The following is a 24,877-nucleotide window of genomic DNA, read 5'->3' on the forward strand; positions in this document are numbered from 1 at the left end:
CTTGATGCGAAAGGTATGGCCAACGGTTAAGGCTGCTTTCCATATGGCCGATAGCAAATAGCAGGCGATTAAACACCTAGCGGCATAGATCGCCTTTCGAATACTACTTGCGTACTTCTTCAAGGATCGCGGCTAGTGCCAGAAATATGAGGCAGAAGGCTACTACGGAGATGTTGAGATCCAAGTCACGGCTGCTTCCGGCCAACTGTCTTAGTGTGTGCTCATCTGCGAACAGTTTTATGCATGCGTTGAAACCGCTCAGGGCGATACCAGCCCAACCGATGCTGCGGAGTACTGCGACCATTAAATTTCCTTCGACATCTAAACCCCAAATGGCGAGGAACTTTCACGCCGATTGGTCATCTGTTTGAGAACTACATCTAGGCGCCCATTCCCAAGATACCATTCATGGGGATACTATTGCTTTGCAAGGAAATGTTCTGCTTAGCGCGACCGCGACACCGTTTGCGGCGGGCCACTCCCAATTTTGCGGGTTATCCCGAGCCCAGTTTAAAAAGGCTTGTGTGGTTGCAGCGTAAGAGTGCCCACCTTCCGCTGACAAGATATCGGAAGGTGCAGCCCCAGACCTTGCCGTTTGACAATTCATCATTGCCATTCCGCTTACACCTATAATCAAACCCAAACAAAGCGAAGAGCTACCTCTTTCCCAATTCTGTGCGGCCGCTAACTGGCAAGCGTTGTAGGCCTCTCCAGTGGAAAGCGCGGCACTCATCGACGGTGAAGCAGCAAGCAACCCGATTGCGATCATTTGGATAGGACGCACATTTTTCCTTTCGTCACAATGCCTATGCTCTCGCTCAAACGCGGCCTTGAGCACCGGAATCATACCCTAGTGTTGATTTACTTAGAATCTAACATAAACTGTCGAATGCCGAATAGATCGGGTTTCGTCTTTTCTTAGTCTGTAGATCTCTGCCGGTGGGGGCTAAGGGCGGAATGTGGGCGTTTGCGGCGAACGTCAGCTACTGCGGACGGCACCGTAGCGAAGAGCTACGTTAGATCGTGTCTATTCAAAGAGTTTGCAAAGGTCGCAATCTGCGCTGAGCTGCCGTTGCCCATGCGTCGCGATGGTCGCGCGAACCTTCAAGGGCGGTGGTTGGCTGCTGTCAGCCCTATCACGACATTCATGCGTGGTGCAGCGAAGGCTCTGTTGCACGCACAAAAGAACCTCCCAGATATCCCGAAACCGTACCTTCAGAACCGCTTAGATGACCAGGTCGCCTTCTGCGCTCGCACCAAGGTCAGCGAAGCGCAGAAAGCACCATTAGCAGAATCGTGGCGCTTCCTGCGGAAAGGCAGCCGCCAAACTTCATGCTATGAGGCGCGATGCGAGATTTCGAGTGCCTCTGCCTCTGCCTTTAGCTTGGGATTGCTGGCTTTGCGAATGACAAAGCACCGCAGACCCGACCGTCAGAGCACCTGCCCGAATGATCCAAAGCATCCTAGTTTCGACAAAACACGAGGGCTGGGCAAATGCGCCCAGGAACATCAGAGATCTCTTGCCCCATGGTAACGCTGAGATCCGGCCCAACCGTGACATCGGCGTGATAGTATTCGGTCAGTTTCCCGGTCCTGGTGGAACTGCGACCGCAATGTCGACAGGTAACCGTCTTGGTAAATTTACGTGGTTCCCGTGTAGGAAGTGTCAGCACTATGCGCGGGTAGATCTGGTCTGGTGCCGCCACCTCTTTGACCGAAGCGGTGCGCCCTTCCAGAAAACATGAAATGTCCAGACGGGATACTTCGGCTTCCGAAACGGGATCATGCAGCGCAAGCGCGATGTTGCCACCGCGGCAAGGTGTGTTCGACAAGGACTCCCGGTGCAGTATCAGACCGGCAACAAGGATTTCGGAATCCGTCGAGAGCATTCGGATCGCGTCGCCGCTGTCACTGTCAACAATCCAATGCTCGCCTCGCAGTAGAGCCAGCCTGTATGCGCCATCGAACATGGGCTCGCGTCCCTGCGGTTGGCTGTCCGGATTTGTACCCTCGGCTCGGTAGCCGCGCACTGCCGGCCCTGCCGCCCTCTGGATCAAATCGGCATCAGCGACAGCCTGTTCATAGGGGCCGTGATTTTCACCCGCGCGAAGCTCTTCGGGCAAACTGGATAGCTTTATCAAAACCTGTTCAAGTTTGCGTACTCGCTCTTCCCACACTTTGGGACTATCGATCAACCCGGAGTTCTCGGCCACAAAATAGGCGTCCGTCCAGCCACCAGAGATTCCGCTCGCATCGACGCCGTAGCTCCGCTGCAGACCATCAAGCACACGCTTGTAGGCAGTCCCTAGCACGCGATACTCCTCGCGTGCGCCGTAGAGCCGGACATAGTCTTCGTGCAAGTGATATAGGCTGATCGTCGCGTCCTCTAACACGACAGAAACCAGACTCAACCCATTTTGGACCGCTGTTTTTGCAGTGTTTTCTGAAACAAAAGCATCCTGGCCGTGAACCCGAAAAAGCCGCTCCCAATCCGGACTGCCCGGCACGTTAAACGACCATTGGCCGGGAGGCCCGGTCACTCCCACATCGGCAACGTGATCAAGCAGGCTTACCCCGTCGCTGAACGTCATTCTAAGTTTCACATTGAGCAGCCGCGGGTGTTGGCGTAGATCCACCGGGAGCTGCGTCAAATGCACGGGACGATAGGACCGCCCGCTTGGCGTCAATTGCGGTAGGGTCACTATTCCGATCGGATCGGCCCAAATAAAACGCACAGAAACCACAGGCTCTCCCATGAGAAGCCCAAGTCGGATCTCGGCCTTCCAATCGAAACTGAGCGTAGCGCCCTCGGTAGAGACCCGATCGCCATCCAGGCGGGCGTTGCCATCAATCGCTTCCTCCACGACGGCTGCGGAGAAAGCGGGGCTCGAAAGGATGAGGAAAAGAGCGGCGGCCAGAATCCTGATCACTTCAGCCACTCCGCGATCATCGCCTGGCGCTCTTTACTCAGCTCCTGCCTCACGCCGGTGTCCACAGCGTCAAGGCTCTGCAAGGACAAGTTCTCTAGAGCCTCGCCTTGAGCTGTAGATGCGCGCTCAAGGTGCTCTCGGGACAGCGCTTTTAGGACATCGGGCGTTCCTGCGCCCACGAGCTCAAACCCCCGCGCTGCATTTACTTTGACAAACTCTTCGATGTTTGCGTTGCCGTCGAGGTTGCCGCCTCCACCATAGGCTATCAGCTCAATCGTTTTTTGCTCAGTGAGCTCACAGATCACCACCGGGCGCGAAAGAGCATCGGCAGGCCAATCCGGCGTATAGACGCTATCGCGGCATTTCTGCCTATACCGCATTTCGCGATGTTCTTCCCATTGGGCTCCGACGTCCTCATCAGGGACCATTCCCTGACTTTGCGACAAGGTTAAGTAGTCGTAACCGCGCGCCGGCTCCGCAACACCGGGTGGCCAATAGAGATGGCGCTCTTTTATGCCGAAGGAACCGGTGCCTCCTCCGCCGGAAAAATAGACAATTTCGTACTGGCCGTCACCGTCGATGTCTTTCGCGAGCACATCGCGAACGCACCAATCGTCCGACGTCCAGCCGACACCCCCTTCGTCCGTCTCGCGAAAGAGCGCAAGGCCGAACCCATTGGCGCAGAAAAAGGCAAAGTGGGTATCAAGCTCTGGGAGGTAGCCCTGCTCCCTCGGGGTGCCATAGCGCGTAATGAACTCCGCGAAATAGTCATTTGCGCCCGAGGAAAATGTCGCGGAAGACGCCTCGAGGTAACGGGCACTTGCCCAACCGGTGACCGATGGGTTGTCAGCCAGTGAAAGCCTGGCCCAACCGTCCCGGCGTGCCAAGATTTTTACCAGTGTCCCCTGATGCATCTTATGAATTACGGGGTTGGATGTGCTCGGCCCACTGCGGAGATTCAATTGTTCAGTCACGACTTGCGCAGTTTTTCCCAGCTCTTGGGCGCGCACCATTGAAAAGCACCCTAAAGAAAGAACGAGCGTAAACAGTAAAACGGGAACCTTGCTAAAAAACACGAATTCCCTCAGGCGGGTACGCGTTTCATTGTTGTCGAGCAGCAATTTTTCTACCTCCAAATAACGCACTCAAGAATCACTTTCATCCACAGAACGCGCTAAATCCAGACTATGGAACCACGTACTGCAAAGATCAGCGTAAGATTTTTAGCATTGGATGCAATGGCTTTGAAACGCACAAGGCGTCCTGAAGGTTCTTGGTGTCAGAATGCACGCCCAATCAATGACGGTTGCAACAACTTGATGTCAGAGAGGAAGACTACTGTGCGCCTGCACTCGCAGTGAGAGCGTTTTTAACACCACCGGTTGGGGGATATGTTATCCGGTGCGCTTCGTGTGTATGGCAAGTATGGCACGGCTCGGCCGATAATCGCGCCGAGCGCCTTCGACCTTCCCAATTGGAGCTTTCTGCGCTGTGCCGACATCCGCCGCTGGTCCGACCAAAGCTAGATCCCCGTCCTTTGTCCAGGTCGGCCTCATCGACGAGAACGGCCCTGAGCGGAAATTCGCGCCATGATTATGATATGTAGTACATCTATTGGATGTCTAACATAGTGAGGGTTTCATGTGTGGCCGCTTTATCGAACCAGAGTTGATCGGGACTGATCAGGAGCATTCGGAAACCAAGATCAATCCCTTCCCCCACCGCCCAGTTATAATCCCCCCTCGTGCCCCGCGACGCTACAACGTCGCGCCTACGCAGGACGTCCTAATTCTTGCGAAAGAACCGTTGGAGGCCCTAACCGCCAGGTGGTGGTTTGTTCCATCCTGGCATCGCGGGGATCTGAAAGACTGGAAGGCAACCACATTTAATGCCCGTATTGAGACCGCGCAACACAAGCCAACATTTCGCGCTGTGTGGCGTCACGGACGTTGCCTGATTCCAGCAGGGGGGTACTATGAATGGACTGGCGAGAAAGCCAACAAGCAGCCGCATGTGATCATGTCTGGCGGCAACGAGAGCACACTGTGGTTCGCGGGCCTGGCCTCTCGTTGGCAAGACGTCTTGACTTGCACCATTATGACCCGAGAAGCCAATGAAGGACTTTCAGGCCTTCACCCTCGTATGCCGGTAATGCTCAACCTTGAAGAACGCAGCCAATGGTTGAGTGGCAGCGATGACGTGGCCGGATTGGGAAAAGATACGCTTGTGAAATACTATCCTGTTGAGCGCTTCGCAGTGCGTGACGAAGGACCAGACTTGATCCTGCCAGCACACCGATGAGGGCGAATACGGCCCATAGCGGACTTTGCCTGTAAAGTAGGTCACTGCGGCACAGCATCCTCAGAGCAGACTTTAGATTGTCGACACGCAGATCAATGGATGTAAACATCATTGCAAGTAACTGAACTGGAAACGGAACTCGAATATGAAGAACACAGTTTCACTCGAATTTACCACGGTAGATTTGTTGCTAAAGTCTGATGCTGAAACCCGAGCGGTGGACGCTTTCGCGATCTCATGGGTGAAGCTGGAGAAACAACTAAGGAGGCTGACTTCGAATTTATTGTTCCAACACTCGGCTTTCGAAGAAGGTGTCAGTGATCACAAGGCGGCCATTCGAACAGCGATCCTTCGAAAGGCGACCGGCAACCACGACAGATTCATCGGGGCGATCTATCGTCTTTCAAATCACTCAGTGAAGGACATGATCGGAGACCGTTACCGCGACCTGAAACGGGATACGAGCGCAGCATATAGGCACAGGAACAAGATACTTCACGGTCAGCAAACAGGCTGGTCTCTGACACGACCAGACCTGGAGAGAAGCGTTTCGTCCATGTGGGAATGGTGCGAACTGCTCGCTGCCGGTGCCGACGAACATATCGGATATGATGGGTTCTCGAGGGACTCGCTGCGAAAAAATCGGAAAGAGGGAATTACACAAGCAGTCGACAAAGCCTTGGCTGACGGATGGGAGGAGTTCATCCGAGGGATCTAACGGCCCGGCAGCTCTGGTTGACCTTCATTGAGTTGGCTCACGTTGCGGTGCAGCATTCGATTTCCCACAGCTCATGCATCACGCATCATTTCCATCTGTACAATAAAAGCAAAGCCGGTTTTCATCCAGCGGCTTATCGGATAGGTTGAATGAGCTTTAGGCGGGCAGTATTTTTAGGTAGGTAGAATATGACGACTATTTCCAAGCGAGGTTCGCTCTGGCGACGTTGGGATCTTCATCTCCATACGCCTGATACCAAGCTGGCAAATGATTACAAAACCAAGGACGGTGATGCCTGGGATGTCTATTTAGATGCTCTTGAAGCCTCGGATGTTCAGGTATTTGGCCTTACCGACTATTTTAGCTGCAACAACTATTTCGTTGCAGTCGAAAAGTACCGCAAACGCTTTCCCGAAGGTAAAAAGGTGTTCTTTCCGAATATTGAACTCCGGCTTTCTGATGCTATCGGGAAGGAAGGCAATAGCCCGGACATGCACGTCGTTTTTGACAATAACCCGGAGGTTTGCCCTCAGGAAAAAATCACGACATTTCTGCAAAACCTCACAACTCACCTTACCGATACACACGGCGTTGGAGTTTCCTGTGCAGATCTCGCTACCAAGGGAAACTACGACCAAGCTACAGTGAGCCTAAAAGGTATTCGAGACACACTCACAAAGACGTTTGGTGAAGCGCAGCCCTACCTTTTGATATTTCCGGCAAAGAATGATGGGATGAAGTCGCAAGATACGGGTTCACCGCGGAAAATCAGTATTGCTGAAGAGATTGACAAGGCGGCGCATGGCTTCTTTGGTGGAAGTGATAGCACCGAGTATTTTCTGGATACAGAGCGGTACAAGGAAGGCGAGGCAAAGAAGAAGCCTGTTTTTGATGCCAGCGATGCTCACAGCTTCAATGACTTGGATCGCCTCAGCGGTGATGTCACCGGCTATGAGGCAACTTGGGTTAAAGCTAACCCCAGCTTTGAAGGTCTCAAGCAAACGCTTTTTGAGCCGGAAGCTCGGGTGTTCATCGGAGACGAACCTCCTGTTCTTCAGCGCAGGAGTTCAGAGGCAACCAAATTCATTGATCACCTCAAAATTCAGAAAATTCCAACCTACGGGGGCGAGAATGGCTCATGGTTCAGAAACGTGGATGTCCCGCTCAATCCTGAGCTAACTGCAATAATTGGGAACAAAGGGAGTGGAAAAAGCGCCCTAGCGGACATTCTCGGGCTTCTGGGAGATTCCCGAGCAGAGGAAAGCTTTTCATTCCTTGCGAACTCTCGAGGGAACGTGAAATTCAAGCAGAGAGGGTACGCTGAAAACTTTGAAGCTACTCTTACCTGGGCTGACGGAAACACAGTATCAAAGAGCCTCAGTGAAGGCGTTCGGTTCACCGAACCCGAGAAAGTCAAATACCTCCCCCAAAACTATTTTGAGACACTGACCAACGAAATTCAGGAAGTTCGCCAGTTTCAAACCGAAATCGAAAACGTAGTGTTTTCGCATGTCGAAGAGACAGACCGTCTGAATCAGAGCAGTTTTAAGGAACTAGAAGAGCTCAAGACCCAAGAAAGCCGAGAAAAGGTTAGCGACCTGAAACAGAAGCTTCGGGAGTTGCACCATCGCCTAAACGATTTGAAGAGCCGAAGTCAGCCAGAATTCAAGGACACGCTGAAAAGGGAGCTTGAAAAACTCAAAGCTGAGCTCAAGGCACTCGAAGCTTCCACACCGGTTGAAGTCCAAAAGCCCTCAGAAGAAAGTCCTGAACAGCAAGCTATCAGTAAGGAGATAGAAGAGTACAATAAATTTCTTATTGATCTTGAGGCGCGAAGGAAGGAGCTGACTGGGCAACTTGCAAGCGCGAAGGAACGATCAGAAAAAATCAAGCGCCTAACCAGCAAGATCACTGAACTTAGGGTTTATGTCCAAAGCGAAAAAAAGAGTATTGCAGCCCTCTGTATGGAACTTGATCTCAATGCAGATGAAGTCATCACGGTCAGCTTTGACACTTCCTCGCTCATCCTGCTTTACGGTGCGATCAAGGAAGAAATTGCTGCGCTCTCAGCAGACAGCGAGCTTCAGTTCCCAGAAGAACAAGGGTTTGGAGAAGCGAGAGATTACGGCAGCATTCCCGATGTTGGCGCGGTGATCGAGGCATTGAAACAGAATATGTCCCTCTTGAGAGAGCAATTGAGCGCTCCAGGTAAGAGATATCAGTCCTATCGCCACAAGATTACTGAACTTGAAAAGCAAAAGGCTTCTCTTCTTGGGGATGAGGTGCAACCCGCTCCAAAGACGATCCATCATACAGAAAACCAGATCAAGTATATCGAGCAAGAGCTCGAAACAGAAATTGCCGCGCTAGAAGCCGAGCGAAAGGCAATATCGAAGAGCATCTTTGAAGCGAAAGAGTTGGTTCTTTCTTTTTACACGGAGCTCAAGCAAAGCGTCGAGGACAAACTTAGAATCTTCGAGGAAGACAATTTTCACGTCAGCCTTGAAGCGTCCTTTGTCCTTGCGTCTAACTTTTCCAACAAATTTTTTGAGTTTATCAGTAAGTCAGTTCGAGGCCCATTCCAAGGTGATGGTGAAAAAGCGCTTCGAGATCTCGTTTCTGAAGTGGACTGGGGGGATTTCGAGTCTGTCTATGGCTTTTGCGAGATGGTCCTCCAGAAAGTCGAAGAGCACAACTTTGCCAAGCAAATCAAGCAAAACAAGACGGAAAAGGACTTCTGTGACTTCCTATTTTCACTTGATTTCATCGAGACTATGTATGAATTACGACTTGGCGACAAAAACCTCACCCAGCTATCTCCAGGCGAGAAGGGGCTTCTTCTCCTCGTATTCTATCTCCATTTGGACATGGAAAACACACCTCTCATTATCGACCAGGCTGAAGACAATCTGGATAATGACAGTATATTCTCTGTCCTCGCCAAGTGCATCCGTAACGCAAAGAAAAACCGTCAGGTCATTCTGGTTACACACAACCCCAACTTGGCTGTTGGGGCTGATGCTGAACAGATCATGTATGTGAGGCTCGAAAAGCATAAAAACTACAAGTTCTCCTACGAATGCGGGGCTATCGAGGAAGCTCGAACTAACGCCAATGTCGTAAAAGTTCTTGAGGGGTCAAAACCAGCCTTCGTACAACGACGGCTAAAGTATCAACTCTAGAGAGCATCTATGCAGCAGGGCTACTTAGATGTCCGCTTACCCTTGCTGAAGGTGTTTACATTGCACCGACAGCGAACGGCAGCTTCCCGCCCGTTTTAGAACCGGCGGGACCACTACGCCCCGCCAGCTAATTTCGCCCTATCAGATCAACCCAACGCGCGACTCAAAATTTGAGATGATCAGCTCCGCCGCATCCGTCGCACCGCCAGCGGAAACGGTATATTTCAACCGGACCTCTTCCAACTCAAACCCGGCGAACAGCTCGCGGATCTCGGGGCAGTCGTTGATTGACAGAATGAACTTGCCACGGATCCCGGCCAGCTGCTCCGCCATCGCCTGGAAGGCGCTGCGTTCAAATAGACCTTTACCATAGTCACTTTCGCCACCCCAATAAGGCGGATCGAGATAAAACAGCGTCTTGCTGCCATCATAGCGGCGGATCAAATCAGACCAGTCGAGGTTCTCAAAGATGACGCTTTCCAGCCGTTCATGGGCGGCCTCGAGGATTGGTTCCAGGCGGGACAGGCTGAACCTGGACGGACGGTCGGTGGCAACGCCAAAGACACCGCCGAGCTTGCCGCCAAAGGCCTGGCGCTGCAGGTACAAAAACCGGGCTGCGCGTTGCAGATCGGTCAGGGTGGCGGGATCGGTTTTGCGCAACCGCTCAAACTCCCGGCGCGAGGCGATCTGATAGCGCATGACCTCCATCAGCTGCGGCAAATGCTGCTGCAGGATGCGGAAGAGGTTGGTGATTTCACCATTGAAGTCATTGGCGACCTCGCACTGCGGCTTCCAGCTGCGGCGCAGAAAAACACCGCCCATGCCGACAAAAGGTTCGGCATAGGTGGCATGGTCGACGGCCTCGATGCGCTCGATGATACGGGCACTCAGGGCCTTTTTGCCCCCAAGCCAGGGGGCGACGGGCGCGGCAGGGCGCACCTTTATCATTGTTGTCATTGCTGATTCCAGAATATGGGGTGCCCACTCTCGCGAGAGTCGGGCGACATTTTCTGATTTGTGATGTCGGCGCAGCCGCTTTGAACGGATGGCTGCGTGGGAGCGGGTGTTTGCGCACCCGATCCCCCCGCTAGGGCGCGGAGGGATCAGTCTTCAAAATTGGGCACGGCCAAGATCTCGCCCACGGCGGCCAGCCGCGCATTGGCGCAGCGTCTCCCCCTTGCCTCGGCAATGAGGGCATCCGAGATCTGGCCTTCGGTCTGCGGCAGCGGGCCGGTGTATCCGGCGCAGGGCTGCAGCAAATCCGCCGGCACATTTGGCGGCGGTATCACCAGCTCACTGGCCAGATCGGAACAAGCGCTGAGCAGTAGCACCAAGCAAAGGTGACAAAGGCGCATCGCGGCCCTCCATGTTTTGCAGGTCATCTGATAGCGCCACCCAGGCGCGCGCCTCATCGGCGGCGCGGGCCAGGTGGGCGCGGTGAATGCGGGCGGTCTCGGCGGCCTGGTGCAGGCTGGCCTGCGCTGTTGCCAGATCCGACCGGGTTGCGGCCAGATCGGCGCGCAACCGGGAGCGGTCCTGGAAGGCATCCGCCACTGTCCAGACGCCCCCGGCCAGCACAGCAACCAGGGCAATGCCGGGCAGATTGCGTGAGAGAACAGCCGGGATCATGCCGCCGCTTTCAGCGCCTGATGGCACATGGCCCGTTCAGCACCGCGCCGATTGACCAGCCCGGCCCAGACGCGCCCGCCCGCCCTGTTCCAGCGCGGCAGCTCATCGCAGGCGCCGGTCAGATCCCCGGCATTGGCCTTGCGCACCAGGGTCGATTTGCAGGCGGCCCCTGCCCCGACGTTGTAGGTCCAGCTGACCAGGGCGATCTTCATCCCCACCGGCACCGGGTGTTTCAGGCATCGATCCAGCGCCGCCTCATAGGCCAGGATCTCGCGCGCCAGCATCGCGTCGCACTCGGCCTTGCTGTAGCGATCGCCGGGCACGACGCCCTTGGTTTCGCCATAGCAGACGGTCCAGACGCCCACGACATCGCGGTAGGCATCCACGCGCAGACCTTCCCACTGGCCAATGAAGGTAATGGCCGAGGTCAGCGCGATGCCACTGCCCGCGATCAGGCCAACCGTGCGCCGACGCACCGCGCCGCCCGTCTCCCGGCGGAACGCGGCAAGCCCGGACAACCCGCTCTGCAGCACCAGCCGCGCCGGAATGGCCAGCACCTGGCAAGCCGCCGAGGCCATGGCAAAATACAGCGGATCCCAGCCAAGCAGCTCAGGGTTCACCAGGACCAGAAAGTATCCGCCCAACAGAACAAGGCTGGCGAGGACAAGCCAAAGCGACCAGGATCCGGTCAGAGTGGCGCGCCAGTTTGAGATCAGTTTCATTGCGTTTCTCCAATGCAAAAGACCCCGCCAGAGGCAGGGTTGGTTTCAGGTTCGAGTTTTGTGGGTGTTTTACGGCTTGGCGCGCACCAGCCATTTGGTCAGCAGCACCTCAGCCCCGCGCGGGCCGATATAGGCCGCCAGCGCCACAATGCCCGTGGTCACGGTTGGACCGGCGCCCATATAGCTGGCAATCGCCTCGCCAATGATCGCCATGCCAATGGCCACCGGGATTTCCCAGAGCAGCTCCGGGCCAAAGAAACGCCGCTGGCCTTTGCGCACCTCGCCGGAATGCCACATCAAGCGGCCTATGCTGGCCCCCACCAGCGTGGTGGCAGCTCCACCCAGCAGGTTCGACATCCAGTCGATCAACCCCGGTTCAGTCATCACCCCTCCCCCAGAGTGATCAGCGCCGCATCGAGCGCCACCAGGGCGGCCTGCACCTGCGCTGGTGTTGTCGCGGCCTCGATCGCAGTGCGGGTTTTGCGCCGCTGTCCGGCAAGCTTTGCGGCGATGCCGGCATAGTTCTCCGCCATGGCAACGATCGCCGCTGCCAGATCCTCGACCGTCTCGCCGGTCACTGCAGCCTCTGCCTGCAGCATGGCCACTTGATCCGCGCTGGCCACATCCGCCAGATAGGCCCGCGCCGCCACAGCCTTGGTGGCCCAGCTGTCGCGTTCCGCCTGGGGTACCAGCCCCGTGATTTCCGAGGCAGTAGTGGTCAGCCGATCCAGCGCCCGCGCCAGGCTTGCGGCCTTTGCCTGCGCCAGATCCTCGGCGGCGCTTTCCTCTGCGGTGGTGAGTTTCAGAGAGAATGTCATGGGCCTATGCCTCCAGCTCTACAGGTTTGCGAATGATCGGATCGGGAACCGCCCCGGCAGCGACCGTCAGGACTGGCGCAACGGCGGGCTGATGGGCCTGGGCCGTGGCCGCGTCATAGCGCCAGAGCAGCGACAGGGTCAGAGTGCCACCGCTGCGCGCGATGCGGCCCGCAAAAGGATGAGTGCCGCCCGGCTCGGCAAAGCCGCCTTCAGGCACCGCCGATAAATCATAGGCCACCCCGTCAACGGTGAGCGTATCGCCCGCAACGCTGGCAGTGGTTTCAGGCTGGCCGGGCAGACCGGCGCTGCAGCTAAATGTGATGTGCATGAGGTCTTTCCTTTAATACCAGCGACCAATGGAGAAGAGATCGACGTTGTTGGACGCAGCAGCGCCGGAGACATCAAAAGCGGCAACACCAACCGAAGCATCCCCCACAGAGCCAATGTTGATGGTGCGCGCAGCGCTGACATTCCTGCCCGTCGCCATGATGACCGGAGTGCCGCCAAATACTGCCGGGAACGTCCAGGTGGTGACGCCTGGGCCGATTGACAGAGCGGTCTTCCAGCATATCTGGGTTCCGTCAGCGTAGCGTAGATAGCTACCGTTCGCATTGCCGCCGCCCTCGAACAATGCACCAGTGGGAACCCCGGCAGCTTCAGAGACCGGGCCAACCGGTGTTGATGACGTGAAGATCGTCTCCCAGGCATTCCAGGTACCTGCGACAGAGGTGCGGTGATAAATGCCGCCACCGAAGGAGTTTATATATATTTGCCCGATCCCGGTGCCGCCTGCGCGCGTACAAATACACATGGCATAGTTGGCCGCCCCATCAGGTCGGGTCCCAACAGTGGTCTCGTTCACGCCATAAAACCCCACTGCAATGGACTGATCATCCAGATCCGCCAAGGCCGGTGCAGCCGCCGCCCCAAGTCCAAAGGCACCGGTTTTCAGCAGCTTTCCAGCCGTGGCGTCGGTGGCGCTGGCCTGCACAGCGCCGCCCCCCAGGCTTTGCGCCGTCAGCGCCGTGAAGGCCCCCGCCGCTGGCGTGGCCAGGCCGATCTTGGTGCCATTCAGCGCGCCGCCAATAATGGTGCTGTTGGTTTCCAGATAGGCCCGCCAGGCCTCCATGAAGCCGACAAAATCATCGGTGGCCCATTTGAACAGGGCAAACATCTTGACGTCAAAATCTGCCTCTGGCGCAGAGCGTGTCGGAATATGCGGCGAAGCCGGGGCAATGGGTGCTGCCATGGTTGAGCAATCCTAATTGATGGTTTTGAGAACAAGGGTGAAGATTGAATCCCCAGCCGCATCCAGCGGCTGGGTGTGGTCATCGACAAAGCCAAGATCTTCGATGCCGTAGTTTGGCGCGTATTCGCTGGAGCCATAGAAGGCGGTCACCAGACCATCCACCTCGGCCACCAGATCCATCACACGCGGTGCCTGCAGCGTCGGCACCCGCAAAGGCACAGTCACCTTGCGAGTAGAGCCGCGCTTGATCAGCAGCTCATCGCCAAACTGGTCAAACTCTTTGCGGCTGTGACTGACATGGCCGATCTCGGCCCCATCCATGATGGTGCCCAGGATGTGGTTGCGCCCCAGCACGATATGACCAACCTCAGCCGTCCCGCCAGGCGCAGAGATCGTTATATCGATCCGGTGCCCAATGTAGCCCGGAAAGCCGTTCAACACCTTCTGGCGCGCATAGAAAATGCCACCAAAGAAATAGGTGTACATGCTGACCACATGACCCGAGTCCGCCAGCTCAAAACTCTGATCATAGATCTTCAAGGATCCATCCCAGACCTCGATCCGCATCGACCCGGCAGCAAGCCCAAACAGCGAGATCGCATCACAGTCCCGCGTCGGCACGATCGAATAGGTGATCTCATCAGCGCGGCTGGCCTTGTTGGAGCGGCGGTTGTCAAAGGCCGACCAGCGCTTGGTGGCAAGCCTGAGATCCAGCCACCAGGTGCCATCATCCGTGACCGGATCATTGCCCAGATTGCCGGGCTGCACGCTCTCATAAATGCGGTGCGTCCCCAGAGAGATCACCCGATCCCCCTGGCCATAAGTGACGCCCGCATCCCAGACCGGATGATCATCCTCGGCAATATTGGACGCCACCAGCTCCACATCCGTGACCGGCATCGGCGCAATAATATTGAAGTCCATCATACCACCTCTTTTGGCAGGCCTGCATCATTCCAGCCCTCGACCACACGCGCGATTGTCTTGATCAGCAGCTCCACCTTCTGGCCCTGCACCCCGGCCTGGCGCGCCAGATTGTCAACGCTCTCCACCACCCGGCGATTGTCCAGCATGGCCTTGGAATCGGAATGGCTGATCACCCGGCTGGATCCGGTATTCTCCAGCTCCCAGCCGCGCTCGCCAACCACGCGCCAGCCCCCGGCATGCACACCCCCGGCGGCAAACTGCGGCACACCGCCAAGGCCCCGGATCTGTTCACGCAAGCGTGCCAGTTTGGATTTCTTCTTGGTGGTCGAGGCGTTCACCCGCCGCATGACCTCGCCATAAGAGGACGATCCCAGCTGATCCTGCAGCGCCGCCTTGAAGGCCGCCAGGTTGCCTGCCGTTCCCCCGTAATAATCAAAGGAGGAAGTCAGATAGCCGTTGGGCCCCAGACCGACGCTTTGTTTCTGCCCCACCAGAGAGATCCCATACTGGCGGCGCAGCGCCTCGAATGTGGCCAGGGTGCTCTCTGACTGGGTTTTCTGCCGCCCGGCGATCTCTACCCCCCTGCCTTGCAACCCAACGATTTTGAGCTGACCCTTGCGAAGAGCCACATCTTCATTCACCGCATCCCTGAGCGAACCCAGCATGTCCTGCAGCCTTGTCATCGGGGCCGCCAGCCCGCTGGTAGAGGCCACCAGATCGCTGAACACGCGGTCTGCGGTCAGGCTGACGCCGCCGTCAAACGTGAGCTTGCCGCCCGTGCCGCCGATCAGATCCTGCAGCTTGTTCAACCGGCCAATGGCCGCATTGCCCTTGTTGGTCAGGGCCACATTCACCTGGCGCGAGAGCGTTGCCGCCTTGGTCAGCAACAGGGACCGGGTCTCCCCATCAAGATCCTGCACCAGCTTCAGCCGCATATCGCGCCGGATCTCTGCATCGGTGGTCAGCGCCAGGCGCCGGGTTTTGGGATCGAGATCCTGCCCCAACATCAGGTCCAGCGTCGCCACATGTTCCGACAGGGCATTGGTGGCGATCCAGCGATCTGCCGCAGTCAGATCATCGCGGCGAATGACAAAATCCAGCGTGGCTTCAATCCCCGTCCCGGCGCTATCCACCAGGCGGCGCAGCCAGGGCGGCGCATTGTCATCAAGCGCCACAGCCACATCAAGCCGCCCCGCCAGATCATCATAGGAAAAGGCCTCCGCATCGGTGATCGCCCCCTCCAGCGCCGCCAATGACGATTGGAATGCCTCGACCGTGCCATCCCAATCGGCATGCAGCGCCTGAACCCCGGCACTCAGCTCGCCAACCTGATCGCCTGTCAGCCCCTTCAGCTGCAGGAAGCTGCCAAGCTCGCTCAGAACCTCGATCTGCTGTTCATAAAGCGCGGCCAGCACTTCATCATTGCCGCTTTCCAGCTCAGCGACCCCGGCGACAAGGTTCAGCTTACCCTGCACCAGCGCGGCAATGCGGCGATATTCCAGATCAGATCTGGCTGTATCCTGGGCCGAACGCAGATAGTCCCGCGCCAGACCAGACAGGCTTGCCGCCGCTTCCTGATCGCCGCCGCGCGCCGCCTCATAAGCCTCATCAAACCGGTGCTGCTGTGCTGCCGCCGCCTGTTCACGGCTGGCCCCGCCCAGCTCAGAGGTGCCCAGGCCAGACAGGTAGTCGCGCAGACTGTCCGCCGTGCGCGCCCAGAGTGTGGCCGCAGCCCGTGCATCCGCCGCCATATCGCGCGCGGTCTCGATCTGCAGGCCAATCTCGCCACCAATCTCATCCATCATGCCCGACATCGACAAGCTGAGACTGTCGATCTGTGGCAGCACCTGATCCATCGCCCCCGACATCTGCAGCAGGCTGGCGTAAAGTTCCCGCCCGTGGCTGGTGGTCAGATCCAGCCCCTCGACCAGCGCGCGGAACCCGGCCCGGCTCTCTGGCATCGCAACGCCGATCTCTTCAAAGCGATCCCGCAACCGGCCCAGGATGGCATCGGTCTGCTCGCCTTCGGAATAAAACCCGGCAAAATAGGTATTGGCCGCCGCATTCATGCCCTCGGCCCCGCCAAAGAGATCCACCAGAGCCGAGGCGTTATCCCCGCCCTCCAGCGACAGATTGAACGCGCGATGCCCCAGCAGCTCTGCCACATCATTGAAGGCCAGCAGACTGCCCGAAAGCCGCGCCAGCGTTTCCAGCGCGTTTTCCCCGGCGCGGCTGAAGCTGTTGGTGCCCAGGATCAGCGAGGCCATGGAATTGCCCGTGGCCTTGATCTGCGCCTCCAGCTCCGCCTGGATCTGCTGCGCATTCTTGCCGTGGGTCCAGATGGTAAAGCCTGCGCCGCTGAAGCCGTCCAGCGCATCGGTGCTGAGGCCGAGGGTTTCGGCCATGGTCTCCAGCCCAGAGGTCAGCCCGGCCATACTGTTATCCAGCGCCAGCTCAAACTCATAGGCAAGGCCTTTGTAGTTGGTCCGGTTGGAACGCAGGAACCCGCCTTTGTAAAAATCAAACTGCGAGCCATTGAAGCCATTGGCATCAAAGTGGCCCCGAATGCCGCTGCCCGCGTATTTGCGGCTCAGCCCCTTGGCCAGCAGGGCAATCCCGCCAAAGACAATGCCAAGCGCCGGCAACGCAGCCCCAAGCGCCCCCCAACCGCCAGACGCGCCAGAAAGCAGCCCGCCGAGATTGGCAAAGCTGGAGCCAATACCGCCGCCAGAGAACACCCCCAAGAGACCCGAACCAACCCCCGACAGCGCACCGCCTGCGCCCGTCAGTTTCAGGAGGCTGCCAGCCCCACCCAGCAAGCCGCCAAGACCACCGCCACCGCCCGCAGCGCCCATGCCACCGTCACCACTGCCGCCAAAGGCCAGGCCACCAAGCCCAAGGATCCCCGAGACCGAGGCCACCACCGGCAGCACAATCTTTGAATGGGCAAACTGATAGGCGATATCCTTGAGCATGCCTTTGATCGTGTCACTCAGGCTGCCGCCCTCAAACGCGGTGCGGGTGATGTTTTCCGCCCAGCGTTCCTGCTGATCCCGCACCCGCTCCAGGGCCGCATCCACCCGGTCCAGCTCAATCACCTGATCCGCCAGCGCCTCGATCTGCGCCTTGCCGATCCCCGCACCTTCGCGGCCAAGTTTCTGCTGAACCGCGCGCACCGCTTCCAGTTTCTGGCGCTGCTGATCGGTCAGCCCCACCAGGGCGCGCCGGTCGCGCAACTCTTTTTGCAACCCTGCCAGCGCGCTCTTGCTGGCAGCCCCCCCGGCAGAACTCACCTTGTTCAGGGCCGTAATCTGCGCGCGGTACTCTCCGCTCAGGCGCTGGTTTTCCTCAAACAGGCGCACCTGCTGATTGATCCCCTCTTCCACGTTGCGGCGCTGGCCGTCGTGCATCTCCTCCAATGGCGGCAGGGCCGCGACCAGCTCTGCGCGGTATTTGGCAACATTGGCAGCCGCCTCGCCGCCACCACTTGCCAGAACGGCCATGCCAGCCTTCAGACCCGCGATATTGGCCTGCGCCCCCGCCAGTGCCCCAGGCAGGCCAGAGAGATAGCCGCGCAGTGCCGCCGCCTGCCCCGCAGCGCCGCCAAGCCCCTGCGTCAGCGGATCCGTGGCACGCGCCGCCGCATCGATGTTATCCGCCGCATCGCCCGCGTGTTTTGCGGTCTGCTCTGCCGCCACAGCCGCCGCGTCCAGCCGCGCCTCGGCCTCAGCCAAGGCACCAGACAGGGCGTCGATATCCGCGCGGGCCTTGGCCATGCGATCGGTCTCATAGAGGCTGGCCCCAAAGAAATTGGTGGTAAAAGACGCCGCCTCCAATTCAGCCTTCGCCGCCTCCAGCGCTTGCCGGGTGGCATCGCGCGCCGCCTCAGCTGCGCGGCGCATGGCCTCGGCGTTTTTGGCCGTCATATTGCTATAGAACCGGTCGGTTGCGCGCTCCAGCAGGTCATGCGCCGCCGCTGCCCCCTCAATTGCAAGTGCGTAATCCTCAGCAGCCTGTGCCGATTGGGTGAAGCCCTGATAGATCCCGGCAGCCACGCCAATCAGCGCGCCAATGCCGGTCGCCAGTGCCGCCACCCGCAACAGGCCAAGCCCCCGCGTCAGACCCTTGATGGCAAGACTGGCCAGCGCCGCCCTGGTGGTAGTCGCCCCAAGTGCCAGTTCCAGCGCAACAGAGGCCTTGGCAGCGGCCAATAGCTGCACCGGCGCCAGTGCCAGGCTGGTAACCAGCCCCGCAACCGCCACCCCCATAGGGATCGCCAGTCTCACCACCAGGCCAAACCCCAGCGCCAAAGGCCCAAGCACCGCCGTCAGGGCTGCCCCCTTGGCAATCAGCCCCTTGGTGCCATCGCTCAGATTGGCAAACCACTCAGCCACGCTGGCCGCCTTGTCGCTCAGCTCTTCCAGAAACGGGGCCAGCGCCACCGTGAGCTGATTGGCCATGCCGCGACCGACAACCCCCATGCGCGACAGCGCGTCATTGGTGCGCTCGATCTGGTCTGCATCTACCTCAGAAATTGCCACGCCAAAGCGGGTGACATCATCCGTCGCCAGACGCAGCGCAGAACTGTCAATGCGGGTGAAGATCAAACCCGCCCGGCTGCCAAACAATTCCGAGGCCACCGCACCGCGTTCTGCCTCTGGCACAAATTGCGCCATGGCCCCCTGGATCCTGGCCAGACGCTCATCCAGCGGCAGCCGCTGCAGGGCCTCGGCGCTGAGGTGCAGCCGGTCCAGCGCCTTCACCGCAGGACCACTGCCCGCCGCCGCCTGGCTGAGCCGCTTGGTCAGCTGGATGGTGGCCTGCTCAACCTCGCCAATCGAGACCCCCGACAGATCCGCCGCCCGCTCCAGAACCTGCATCGATTGCACCGTGGTCCCCAGCGACTGCGCCATCTTGGCCTGCGCATCCACAATCTTGAGGCTGGATTTCACCGCAAGCGCCGCAGCACCCACCATCGGCACCGTGAGGCCAAGCGCCAGCCGACGCCCCTGGCGTTCAACCGTATTCCCGAGCCGCACCATGCGCCGCTCGACGTTGCCCATGGCCGCAATGCCACGCTTGGCACCGCTTTCAAAGGCTGTGGATTCCAGCGACAAAAGCCCCCGGAGCGCACCAATAATGGCCATCTATTTTCCCTTTTTACTTTGAAAGTGCAGCGCCATCAGACCCGCGCGCAGCTTGTCCAGATCTTGCGATCTATCCCGGCTTGCCGGTTTTGCAGGCTCAGCCGCCTTGGTGAAGTCCGGCATTTTCTTAGGCTCGTGGAAGGCAAACTGCACCAGAATGCCCAGCTCCTGATTGAGAACCCGCCAAGCCTTGAACTCCTGATCCTTGGCCTTGATCTTGGCGGTGGTAATCAGATCGTATTCCCGCAGGGTGACATCCCAGAAGTCGCCGTGGTGCAGGTCCAACCCGCACCACGTCGAGAACAAGGCCTCCCAATCTACGCCTCTGCGGCGGCCTCCCCCTTTCCCGGCTCACCAACCCCGTCTGCCTCATCCGCTTCATCCTCAGCGGATTTGACCTCAAAGGCAGCGCCAATGGCCTCGCCAACCAGCGGGATCATCTTGCGAACCCCGCCCGCCTGATCAATCAGGTCCAGGGCCTGGTCGCGATCGATGCCCTTGCCATCATTAAGCCCCGCCCCCAAAGCCGAGGCCATCAGGGTGACACCCCCAGATCCGGTGATCAGCTGATCCAGCAGGGTATCAAAAGACTGGCCGCCGTTTTCCGCTTCAATGCGGATCAGGGCACGGGTCGAGAACTTCAGCTTCAGGGTCTTTTTACCCAGCTTCATACTTGCGCTGCGGATCATACGACTGGATCCCCCTTGGTCCATCCAACCACACCCGTTGGGCGCAGTTTGAGGTCGGTCATCAGATCACCATCCACATCCACCGACGGGATCGACGGGTTCACAAAGGCCTTGTAATCAAAGGCATCCCCGGTGAGCTGCTCGCCGTCCACAGCAGGCAGATCCACCTTGAAGAAGATCACCTTGCCTTTGCGCGCCAGCGCTTTTTCATAGAGATCTGCCGAATAGAAGCAGGACAGCGTCAGCTCGCCCGTGTCGGTCAGACCGACGCCGTATTCCTTGTTGCGGCCTGGGCTGTCCAGCGAGGTCCGGTCCCGATATTCCGGGCTTTCCTCGGGGATGCCGACGGTCTTGCACCCCTTGATCACCTCCCAGGCGACCCCGTCTTCGGACCATTGGACATCGCACAGATCGCCCGGAATGACATTTTCTGCCATTGGCTTATTCCTTTCAGATTGTCAGAGTATTCAGCCGGTCACCCAGCCATGCCTAATAGGCCAGGCGCAATCACGCCTGGCAGGTTCAGGTGCGGTAGCGCACCTGGACATCCAGCATTTGACGCCGGACCACTTCCCCGCCGGATGCGGATGATCCGTCCCGGCGCGAGAGTTCCTTGCAGCGGATCACCGACCCGCTGCGATAACTTGTCAGAAGGTGGGACACCTGAGGCCCCAGCGAGATCAGCTCACCATATGAGAGCGCATCGATATTCACCTGCACCCGCGCGGTTTCCACATCCGCCCGGCCCTGCAGCGCATAGCGCGTCACCGTGCCAACCCGCACGAGGCTGATCCGGGGAAAGCCCACATCACTGCCAAACAGGCCCCAGACAACGGGCACCCCAAGCGTCTTGAGCAGGTCTTTCAACTCGCGTTCCATGCTCATTTACCCGCCCTCAAAGCCTTGCGGCGCGCCCGCTCTAGTGTTTTTTCGATATCCTTGCGGATCTCCAGACCCAGAGTCTCCAGCATCTTGGGTGCATAGAGATCCCAGGCAGGCCGCAGGAAGGGATTGGCCGGCATCTCGCCGGTAAACTTGCCGGAGGAGTGCTGGTATCGCGGCGCGGTGCCATCCTCATAAAGATGGGCATGCGGCGAATGACTGCCATCCGCCTGCACCGGCCCCACATACATGGCCACCCGGCTCCGGGTCTGATCCCCCCGAGCGCCCTGCTTCTGGCCCTTGTCCAGCTTGCTGGTCACCGCGACTTTGAACTTGCCGCCCGCCATGCCTTCAGCCGTTTGCGCCACCGGCTTCAGAACCTTCTTCAGCGCCCGCCGCCCCGAGGCCTTGGACTGGCCCCGCGTCAGCTGCACCAGGGCGCGCTCGATATCGCCAGACCCTTCAATGCGCAGTTTCGCAACCATATCAGCCCCCCGCCTTTTTGACCCGCCACGCGGTGATTTCCAGCCCGTTGCGGAACCCCAATTCCTTGATGCCGCTGATCCGCCAATCCTCCCCATCAAAGCGCAGCCGAAAGGCACCAGTGACTGCCGCAAGCCGCGCCGACCAGGACACTACGAACCGGGCATCCGATTTTTGCTCCACCGCCGCTGCCCGCAGCCGCTCGCCATCGGACACAGGCGCAAACGCCGCCCAGGGGCGCGCGTATTCATCCCACCCCGTTGCCACCATTTCCCCCGCGTCGTTTTCCTCAAATGAGGCCTGCAGAATGGTGATCCGCCGATCCCGCTCAGCAATCCGCATCACATCCACCAGCTTTTGAACGGCGCCACCAGCCGCGCGATCGACAGTGGCACCTCGACCGGCGTGCCCTCAAAACTCACAGGTTCGCGCGCCTTATAGAGATGGGCGGCAAACAGCAGGATGGCATGGCAGATCGGCAGGGGCACCACACCAGGCACAGCCCCATAGCCCGCCACATAATCGATCCGCAGAGGAAAGTGATGATGCCCCGGCGCGCCCCAGGACGGCGCAAACGCCCCGCTGCGCCCGCCCTCCAGATCTTCAAGCGTCACGCCGTCAACCGCGATCCAGGTTCCAGCGGCATCGCGGATCTCAGCCTGGACAATCTCGCGCACCGGCAACAACGTAAGTGCTACGCCCTGGCCATTCCCCGGCACAGCCGAGAAGGTCTCCCGCCAGGTCTGATCCATCAGCGCCCGGCCCAGCTCGCCATCCGCCCCATCAAACTGCGCGATCGCCACATCCAGGCAGTGCTGCAGGTGGTCATCATCTTCCCCCGCCTCCAGCCGCATATGCGCCTGCAACCGGGCCAGATCCACCGGCGGCAGCCCCGGTGCAACACGCCGCGTCAAAGCCATCGGATCACTCCTCAGTTTGCTCGGTGGGCTCGGTGGGCTCGGTGGGCTCGGTGGGCTCGGTGGGCTCGGTGGGCTCGGTGGGCTCGGTGGGCTCGGACACCGCCACAACCGGCTGCGCCTCGGCGTCAAGCAATTCAGCATAACCGGCATTGATCAGATCCTGGCCGACAGCATCAGCAACGGTCAGCTCTGTGCCAGCGGTAAAGCTGCAAGCGACACCGCCGCAGCTGGTAATGATCTTGATTTTCATGGGAAGCACCCTTGGAATGAGAAACAGGAAAGCGGCCCCCAAAGGGACCGCCTCAACATCGCCAGATCAGGCCGCCATCTGCAGCGTCTTGATGGCCTTGGTCTGGCCCGGCGCGCCGTCAATGCGATGCACCCCCATGATCCCGAGGTTGGGAAAGAACTTCTCGCGCGCCACACCAATCAGCGGATTGCCCACCTTGCGCACATAATATTGCGAGAAATCCCCAAAGGAGATCGGCTTGGCCGAGGCACCAATCTGCGCCATCGCCTGGTTGAACGACACCGGCTTGCCATTCAGCGAGGGCGTCACACCCTTGGTCACGTCACCGTCAGACCAGAGATAGCGGCCATTGGCATCCTTGATCTTGCGCAGCGCCTTGACCGACTGATCATGCATCTGGAACCGCACCTTGGGGCCAGTGCGATACGCAGGATCGACCGAATGCTCCAGCTCGATGATGTCATCAAAGGTCAGCACCGCCGCCGCTGCTGCCGCATGGCCGACCGGCGCGGCCGTGACAAAGCCAAGCGGTTCATTGCCGCCAGCACCCACCGTCAGCCACCTGTTGCCGGTGCGCCCGATGCGCTCCCCGATCAACTGACCCAGCAGCGCCTCAAAGCCAAAGCTGGAATCCTGCGCCAGCTCAAAGGACCATTTGATCCAGGGCGTCTTCATCACATGCGCCAGCAGCTGCGTCTTGCCGATCACAATGTCGCCGCTGTTGTCATCCACGCCTTCAGCGCCCTCGGCATGGGGATCCATTTCCGCGTCGGTATCATCCACCATGGGCATATCAAACGGCGCGCCATTGGCCAGATTGATCTCGGTCGCAATCGTCCCATCCATCATCGGGCCATGGGCGGCAGCGGCGATATTGATGGTATTGGCCAGCGTGGTTGGCACCAGAAAGCCGCCCTGCGCCCCGGTGCCGGTGTTCTGCGCCCGGATCTCTTGCGCCCCCGCCCGCAGCGCCTCGCGCGCCTCGCGGTCCAGTTCAGACATATCGGCCCCATTGGCGAGATACTGGCGGAAGGCCTCGCGGTATTCATCCCCAACACCCTGCGCCGGGCTGTGCTGGCGCTCTTCCTGACCGGGGCGCTGCGATTCACGCTCTTCGCGCTCCTGGGTCTCGCGCCGCTGCTCTTCCTGCTGCGCCGCCTTATAGGCCCGCTCTTCACGATCGGCCTGCGCCACCACGCCGTCGCGCTCATCCATCATGGTATCAAATTTCTGATGCGCCGCCTCTGCCTCGGCCTTTGGCGTCTTGTCCGTCACGCTGTCCAGAATGGAGCGCGCTTCGGTTTCGATTTTCTTGGCGCGCTCGCGCAGTTCCTTGATCTTGCTCATGGGGTCATCCTTTGGTTTTGGGAGTTTGGTTTTGGAAAGCTGCGCCTGCCCTGGACGCGTGATGTATCTGGGCGGCGGAATGCGCGTTCAGCGAGAGCTGGCCAGTCGCATCCGCATTTGCATCTGGCGACGGTGCAGATCCCCACTGCCGCCAAGTGCCGACTGCTTTGAGCGCAGGCCGATTTCGGTGCCCTCATAGGCCGGGTCCGTCACGATCGAGACATCATACAGGCGCACCGACTGGATGCTGCGCACCGCGTGATCGCCGGTTTCATCCCAGGTCTCTTTCTCCGCCAGAAAGGCAAAGCTCATCTTTGACAGATCGCCGCGCCGCATCTTTGGCAGGATCCGCATCACGTCCGGATCACTGGCGTCCAGCGCCGTATCCACCCGCAACCCGCGCTCATCCTCAGTCAGCGTCAGCGTTCCGGAGCTGGTGCGCGCCAGCGGCAGATCCCGGTGATTGATCAAAAAGGTCACATCGTCACCACGCTGCAGTGCATCGGTGAAGGCCCCCCGTTCCACCACCTCGGACCAGCCCCAGCTGTCCAGCGGGCCGATCTCCGTCGCCTCGCCAAAGACAGCGGCATAGCCGGTCACATTGATCTGGTCGCCCGCAGCCTCACGCAGCTCAACGGGCGCGAGGGCGCAATAGCGCACCTCACGTTTCAGCTCGCTCATCG

Annotated in this window: 26 protein-coding genes; 3 read left to right on the forward strand and 23 right to left on the reverse strand. The window is 58.9% G+C overall.

The window, feature by feature from the left end:
* Window positions 1-406 precede the first annotated feature (406 nt).
* The 3 genes from ACN0VH_RS05710 to ACN0VH_RS05720 all read right to left on the reverse strand — a co-directional run bounded on the left by ACN0VH_RS05710 (window position 407) and on the right by ACN0VH_RS05720 (window position 4,075).
* Complete coding sequence (locus ACN0VH_RS05710) at window positions 407-847, reverse strand: Rap1a/Tai family immunity protein (RefSeq protein ID WP_417699852.1); 441 nt, start codon at window positions 845-847, stop codon at window positions 407-409.
* Window positions 848-1,463: 616 nt separating this feature from the next.
* Complete coding sequence (locus ACN0VH_RS05715; protein ID WP_417699854.1) at window positions 1,464-2,939, reverse strand: hypothetical protein; 1,476 nt, start codon at window positions 2,937-2,939, stop codon at window positions 1,464-1,466.
* Window positions 2,927-4,075 carry an SH3 domain-containing protein gene (locus ACN0VH_RS05720; protein WP_417699856.1) on the reverse strand — a complete coding sequence of 383 codons (1,149 nt, stop codon included), beginning with the start codon at window positions 4,073-4,075 and terminating at the stop codon, window positions 2,927-2,929. Before ACN0VH_RS05720 ends, ACN0VH_RS05715 begins: the two co-directional genes overlap by 13 nt.
* Window positions 4,076-4,571: 496 nt before the next feature.
* Between ACN0VH_RS05720 and ACN0VH_RS05725 the strand changes: the two genes are divergently transcribed.
* The 3 genes from ACN0VH_RS05725 to ACN0VH_RS05735 all read left to right on the forward strand — a co-directional run bounded on the left by ACN0VH_RS05725 (window position 4,572) and on the right by ACN0VH_RS05735 (window position 9,131).
* Window positions 4,572-5,231 carry an SOS response-associated peptidase gene (locus ACN0VH_RS05725; RefSeq protein WP_417699857.1) on the forward strand — a complete coding sequence of 220 codons (660 nt, stop codon included), beginning with the start codon at window positions 4,572-4,574 and terminating at the stop codon, window positions 5,229-5,231.
* 145 nt (window positions 5,232-5,376) lie between these two features.
* Complete coding sequence (locus tag ACN0VH_RS05730) at window positions 5,377-5,949, forward strand: hypothetical protein (RefSeq protein ID WP_417699859.1); 573 nt, start codon at window positions 5,377-5,379, stop codon at window positions 5,947-5,949.
* Window positions 5,950-6,137: 188 nt separating this feature from the next.
* A complete protein-coding gene (locus ACN0VH_RS05735; RefSeq protein ID WP_417699860.1) occupies window positions 6,138-9,131 on the forward strand; it encodes a TrlF family AAA-like ATPase in 2,994 nt (997 codons plus the stop codon).
* Between the two features lie 141 nt (window positions 9,132-9,272).
* Here the strand turns inward: ACN0VH_RS05735 and ACN0VH_RS05740 are convergent, their stop codons facing one another.
* From ACN0VH_RS05740 to ACN0VH_RS05835, 20 genes are all read right to left on the reverse strand, one after another.
* On the reverse strand, window positions 9,273-10,079 hold the full coding sequence (locus ACN0VH_RS05740; protein ID WP_417700004.1) for a DNA adenine methylase: 807 nt from the start codon (window positions 10,077-10,079) through the stop codon (window positions 9,273-9,275).
* A gap of 155 nt (window positions 10,080-10,234) precedes the next feature.
* Window positions 10,235-10,420 carry a hypothetical protein gene (locus ACN0VH_RS05745; protein WP_417699862.1) on the reverse strand — a complete coding sequence of 62 codons (186 nt, stop codon included), beginning with the start codon at window positions 10,418-10,420 and terminating at the stop codon, window positions 10,235-10,237.
* A 4-nt stretch (window positions 10,421-10,424) separates the two neighbouring features.
* Complete coding sequence (locus tag ACN0VH_RS05750) at window positions 10,425-10,760, reverse strand: hypothetical protein (protein ID WP_417699863.1); 336 nt, start codon at window positions 10,758-10,760, stop codon at window positions 10,425-10,427.
* Window positions 10,757-11,482 carry a lysozyme gene (locus ACN0VH_RS05755; protein WP_417699865.1) on the reverse strand — a complete coding sequence of 242 codons (726 nt, stop codon included), beginning with the start codon at window positions 11,480-11,482 and terminating at the stop codon, window positions 10,757-10,759. Before ACN0VH_RS05755 ends, ACN0VH_RS05750 begins: the two co-directional genes overlap by 4 nt.
* A 69-nt stretch (window positions 11,483-11,551) precedes the next feature.
* The gene (locus ACN0VH_RS05760) at window positions 11,552-11,866 is read right to left on the reverse strand and encodes a phage holin family protein (RefSeq protein ID WP_417699866.1); all 315 of its coding nucleotides are present in this window, start codon (window positions 11,864-11,866) and stop codon (window positions 11,552-11,554) included.
* Window positions 11,866-12,300, reverse strand: coding sequence for a hypothetical protein (locus tag ACN0VH_RS05765; RefSeq protein ID WP_417699868.1), 435 nt, complete (start codon window positions 12,298-12,300; stop codon window positions 11,866-11,868). Before ACN0VH_RS05765 ends, ACN0VH_RS05760 begins: the two co-directional genes overlap by 1 nt.
* 4 nt (window positions 12,301-12,304) lie before the next feature.
* Window positions 12,305-12,628: a hypothetical protein gene (locus ACN0VH_RS05770; RefSeq protein WP_417699870.1), complete on the reverse strand. Its 324-nt coding sequence runs from the start codon at window positions 12,626-12,628 to the stop codon at window positions 12,305-12,307.
* A 12-nt stretch (window positions 12,629-12,640) separates the two neighbouring features.
* A complete protein-coding gene (locus ACN0VH_RS05775; RefSeq protein ID WP_417699872.1) occupies window positions 12,641-13,549 on the reverse strand; it encodes a pyocin knob domain-containing protein in 909 nt (302 codons plus the stop codon).
* Between the two features lie 12 nt (window positions 13,550-13,561).
* Window positions 13,562-14,473, reverse strand: a complete 912-nt coding sequence (locus tag ACN0VH_RS05780) for a hypothetical protein (protein ID WP_417699873.1) — start codon at window positions 14,471-14,473, stop codon at window positions 13,562-13,564.
* Window positions 14,473-19,623, reverse strand: a complete 5,151-nt coding sequence (locus ACN0VH_RS05785) for a phage tail tape measure protein (protein ID WP_417699875.1) — start codon at window positions 19,621-19,623, stop codon at window positions 14,473-14,475. The genes ACN0VH_RS05780 and ACN0VH_RS05785 overlap by 1 nt, the downstream gene beginning before the upstream one ends.
* Window positions 19,624-19,929: a hypothetical protein gene (locus tag ACN0VH_RS05790; protein ID WP_417699877.1), complete on the reverse strand. Its 306-nt coding sequence runs from the start codon at window positions 19,927-19,929 to the stop codon at window positions 19,624-19,626. It abuts the gene before it with no gap.
* A gap of 11 nt (window positions 19,930-19,940) precedes the next feature.
* Entirely contained in the window at window positions 19,941-20,312 is a 372-nt protein-coding gene (locus ACN0VH_RS05795; protein ID WP_417699878.1) for a hypothetical protein, read from the reverse strand.
* Entirely contained in the window at window positions 20,309-20,749 is a 441-nt protein-coding gene (locus tag ACN0VH_RS05800; RefSeq protein ID WP_027240267.1) for a phage tail protein, read from the reverse strand. The genes ACN0VH_RS05795 and ACN0VH_RS05800 overlap by 4 nt, the downstream gene beginning before the upstream one ends.
* A gap of 85 nt (window positions 20,750-20,834) precedes the next feature.
* On the reverse strand, window positions 20,835-21,197 hold the full coding sequence (locus ACN0VH_RS05805; protein ID WP_417699879.1) for a hypothetical protein: 363 nt from the start codon (window positions 21,195-21,197) through the stop codon (window positions 20,835-20,837).
* Window positions 21,194-21,679, reverse strand: coding sequence for an HK97-gp10 family putative phage morphogenesis protein (locus ACN0VH_RS05810; RefSeq protein ID WP_417699881.1), 486 nt, complete (start codon window positions 21,677-21,679; stop codon window positions 21,194-21,196). The genes ACN0VH_RS05805 and ACN0VH_RS05810 overlap by 4 nt, the downstream gene beginning before the upstream one ends.
* Window position 21,680: 1 nt before the next feature.
* The gene (locus ACN0VH_RS05815) at window positions 21,681-22,019 is read right to left on the reverse strand and encodes a phage head closure protein (protein WP_417699882.1); all 339 of its coding nucleotides are present in this window, start codon (window positions 22,017-22,019) and stop codon (window positions 21,681-21,683) included.
* Complete coding sequence (locus tag ACN0VH_RS05820; protein WP_417699883.1) at window positions 22,019-22,597, reverse strand: head-tail connector protein; 579 nt, start codon at window positions 22,595-22,597, stop codon at window positions 22,019-22,021. The genes ACN0VH_RS05815 and ACN0VH_RS05820 overlap by 1 nt, the downstream gene beginning before the upstream one ends.
* Before the next feature lie 4 nt (window positions 22,598-22,601).
* Entirely contained in the window at window positions 22,602-22,847 is a 246-nt protein-coding gene (locus ACN0VH_RS05825) for a DUF7302 family protein (protein ID WP_417699885.1), read from the reverse strand.
* Window positions 22,848-22,913: 66 nt separating this feature from the next.
* Complete coding sequence (locus ACN0VH_RS05830; RefSeq protein ID WP_417699886.1) at window positions 22,914-24,194, reverse strand: phage major capsid protein; 1,281 nt, start codon at window positions 24,192-24,194, stop codon at window positions 22,914-22,916.
* Window positions 24,195-24,281: 87 nt separating this feature from the next.
* Entirely contained in the window at window positions 24,282-24,875 is a 594-nt protein-coding gene (locus ACN0VH_RS05835; RefSeq protein ID WP_417699887.1) for an HK97 family phage prohead protease, read from the reverse strand.
* Window positions 24,876-24,877 lie beyond the last annotated feature (2 nt).

This window comes from Pseudophaeobacter sp. (genome assembly GCF_048267565.1).
GTDB classification, from domain to species: domain Bacteria; phylum Pseudomonadota; class Alphaproteobacteria; order Rhodobacterales; family Rhodobacteraceae; genus Pseudophaeobacter; species Pseudophaeobacter profundi.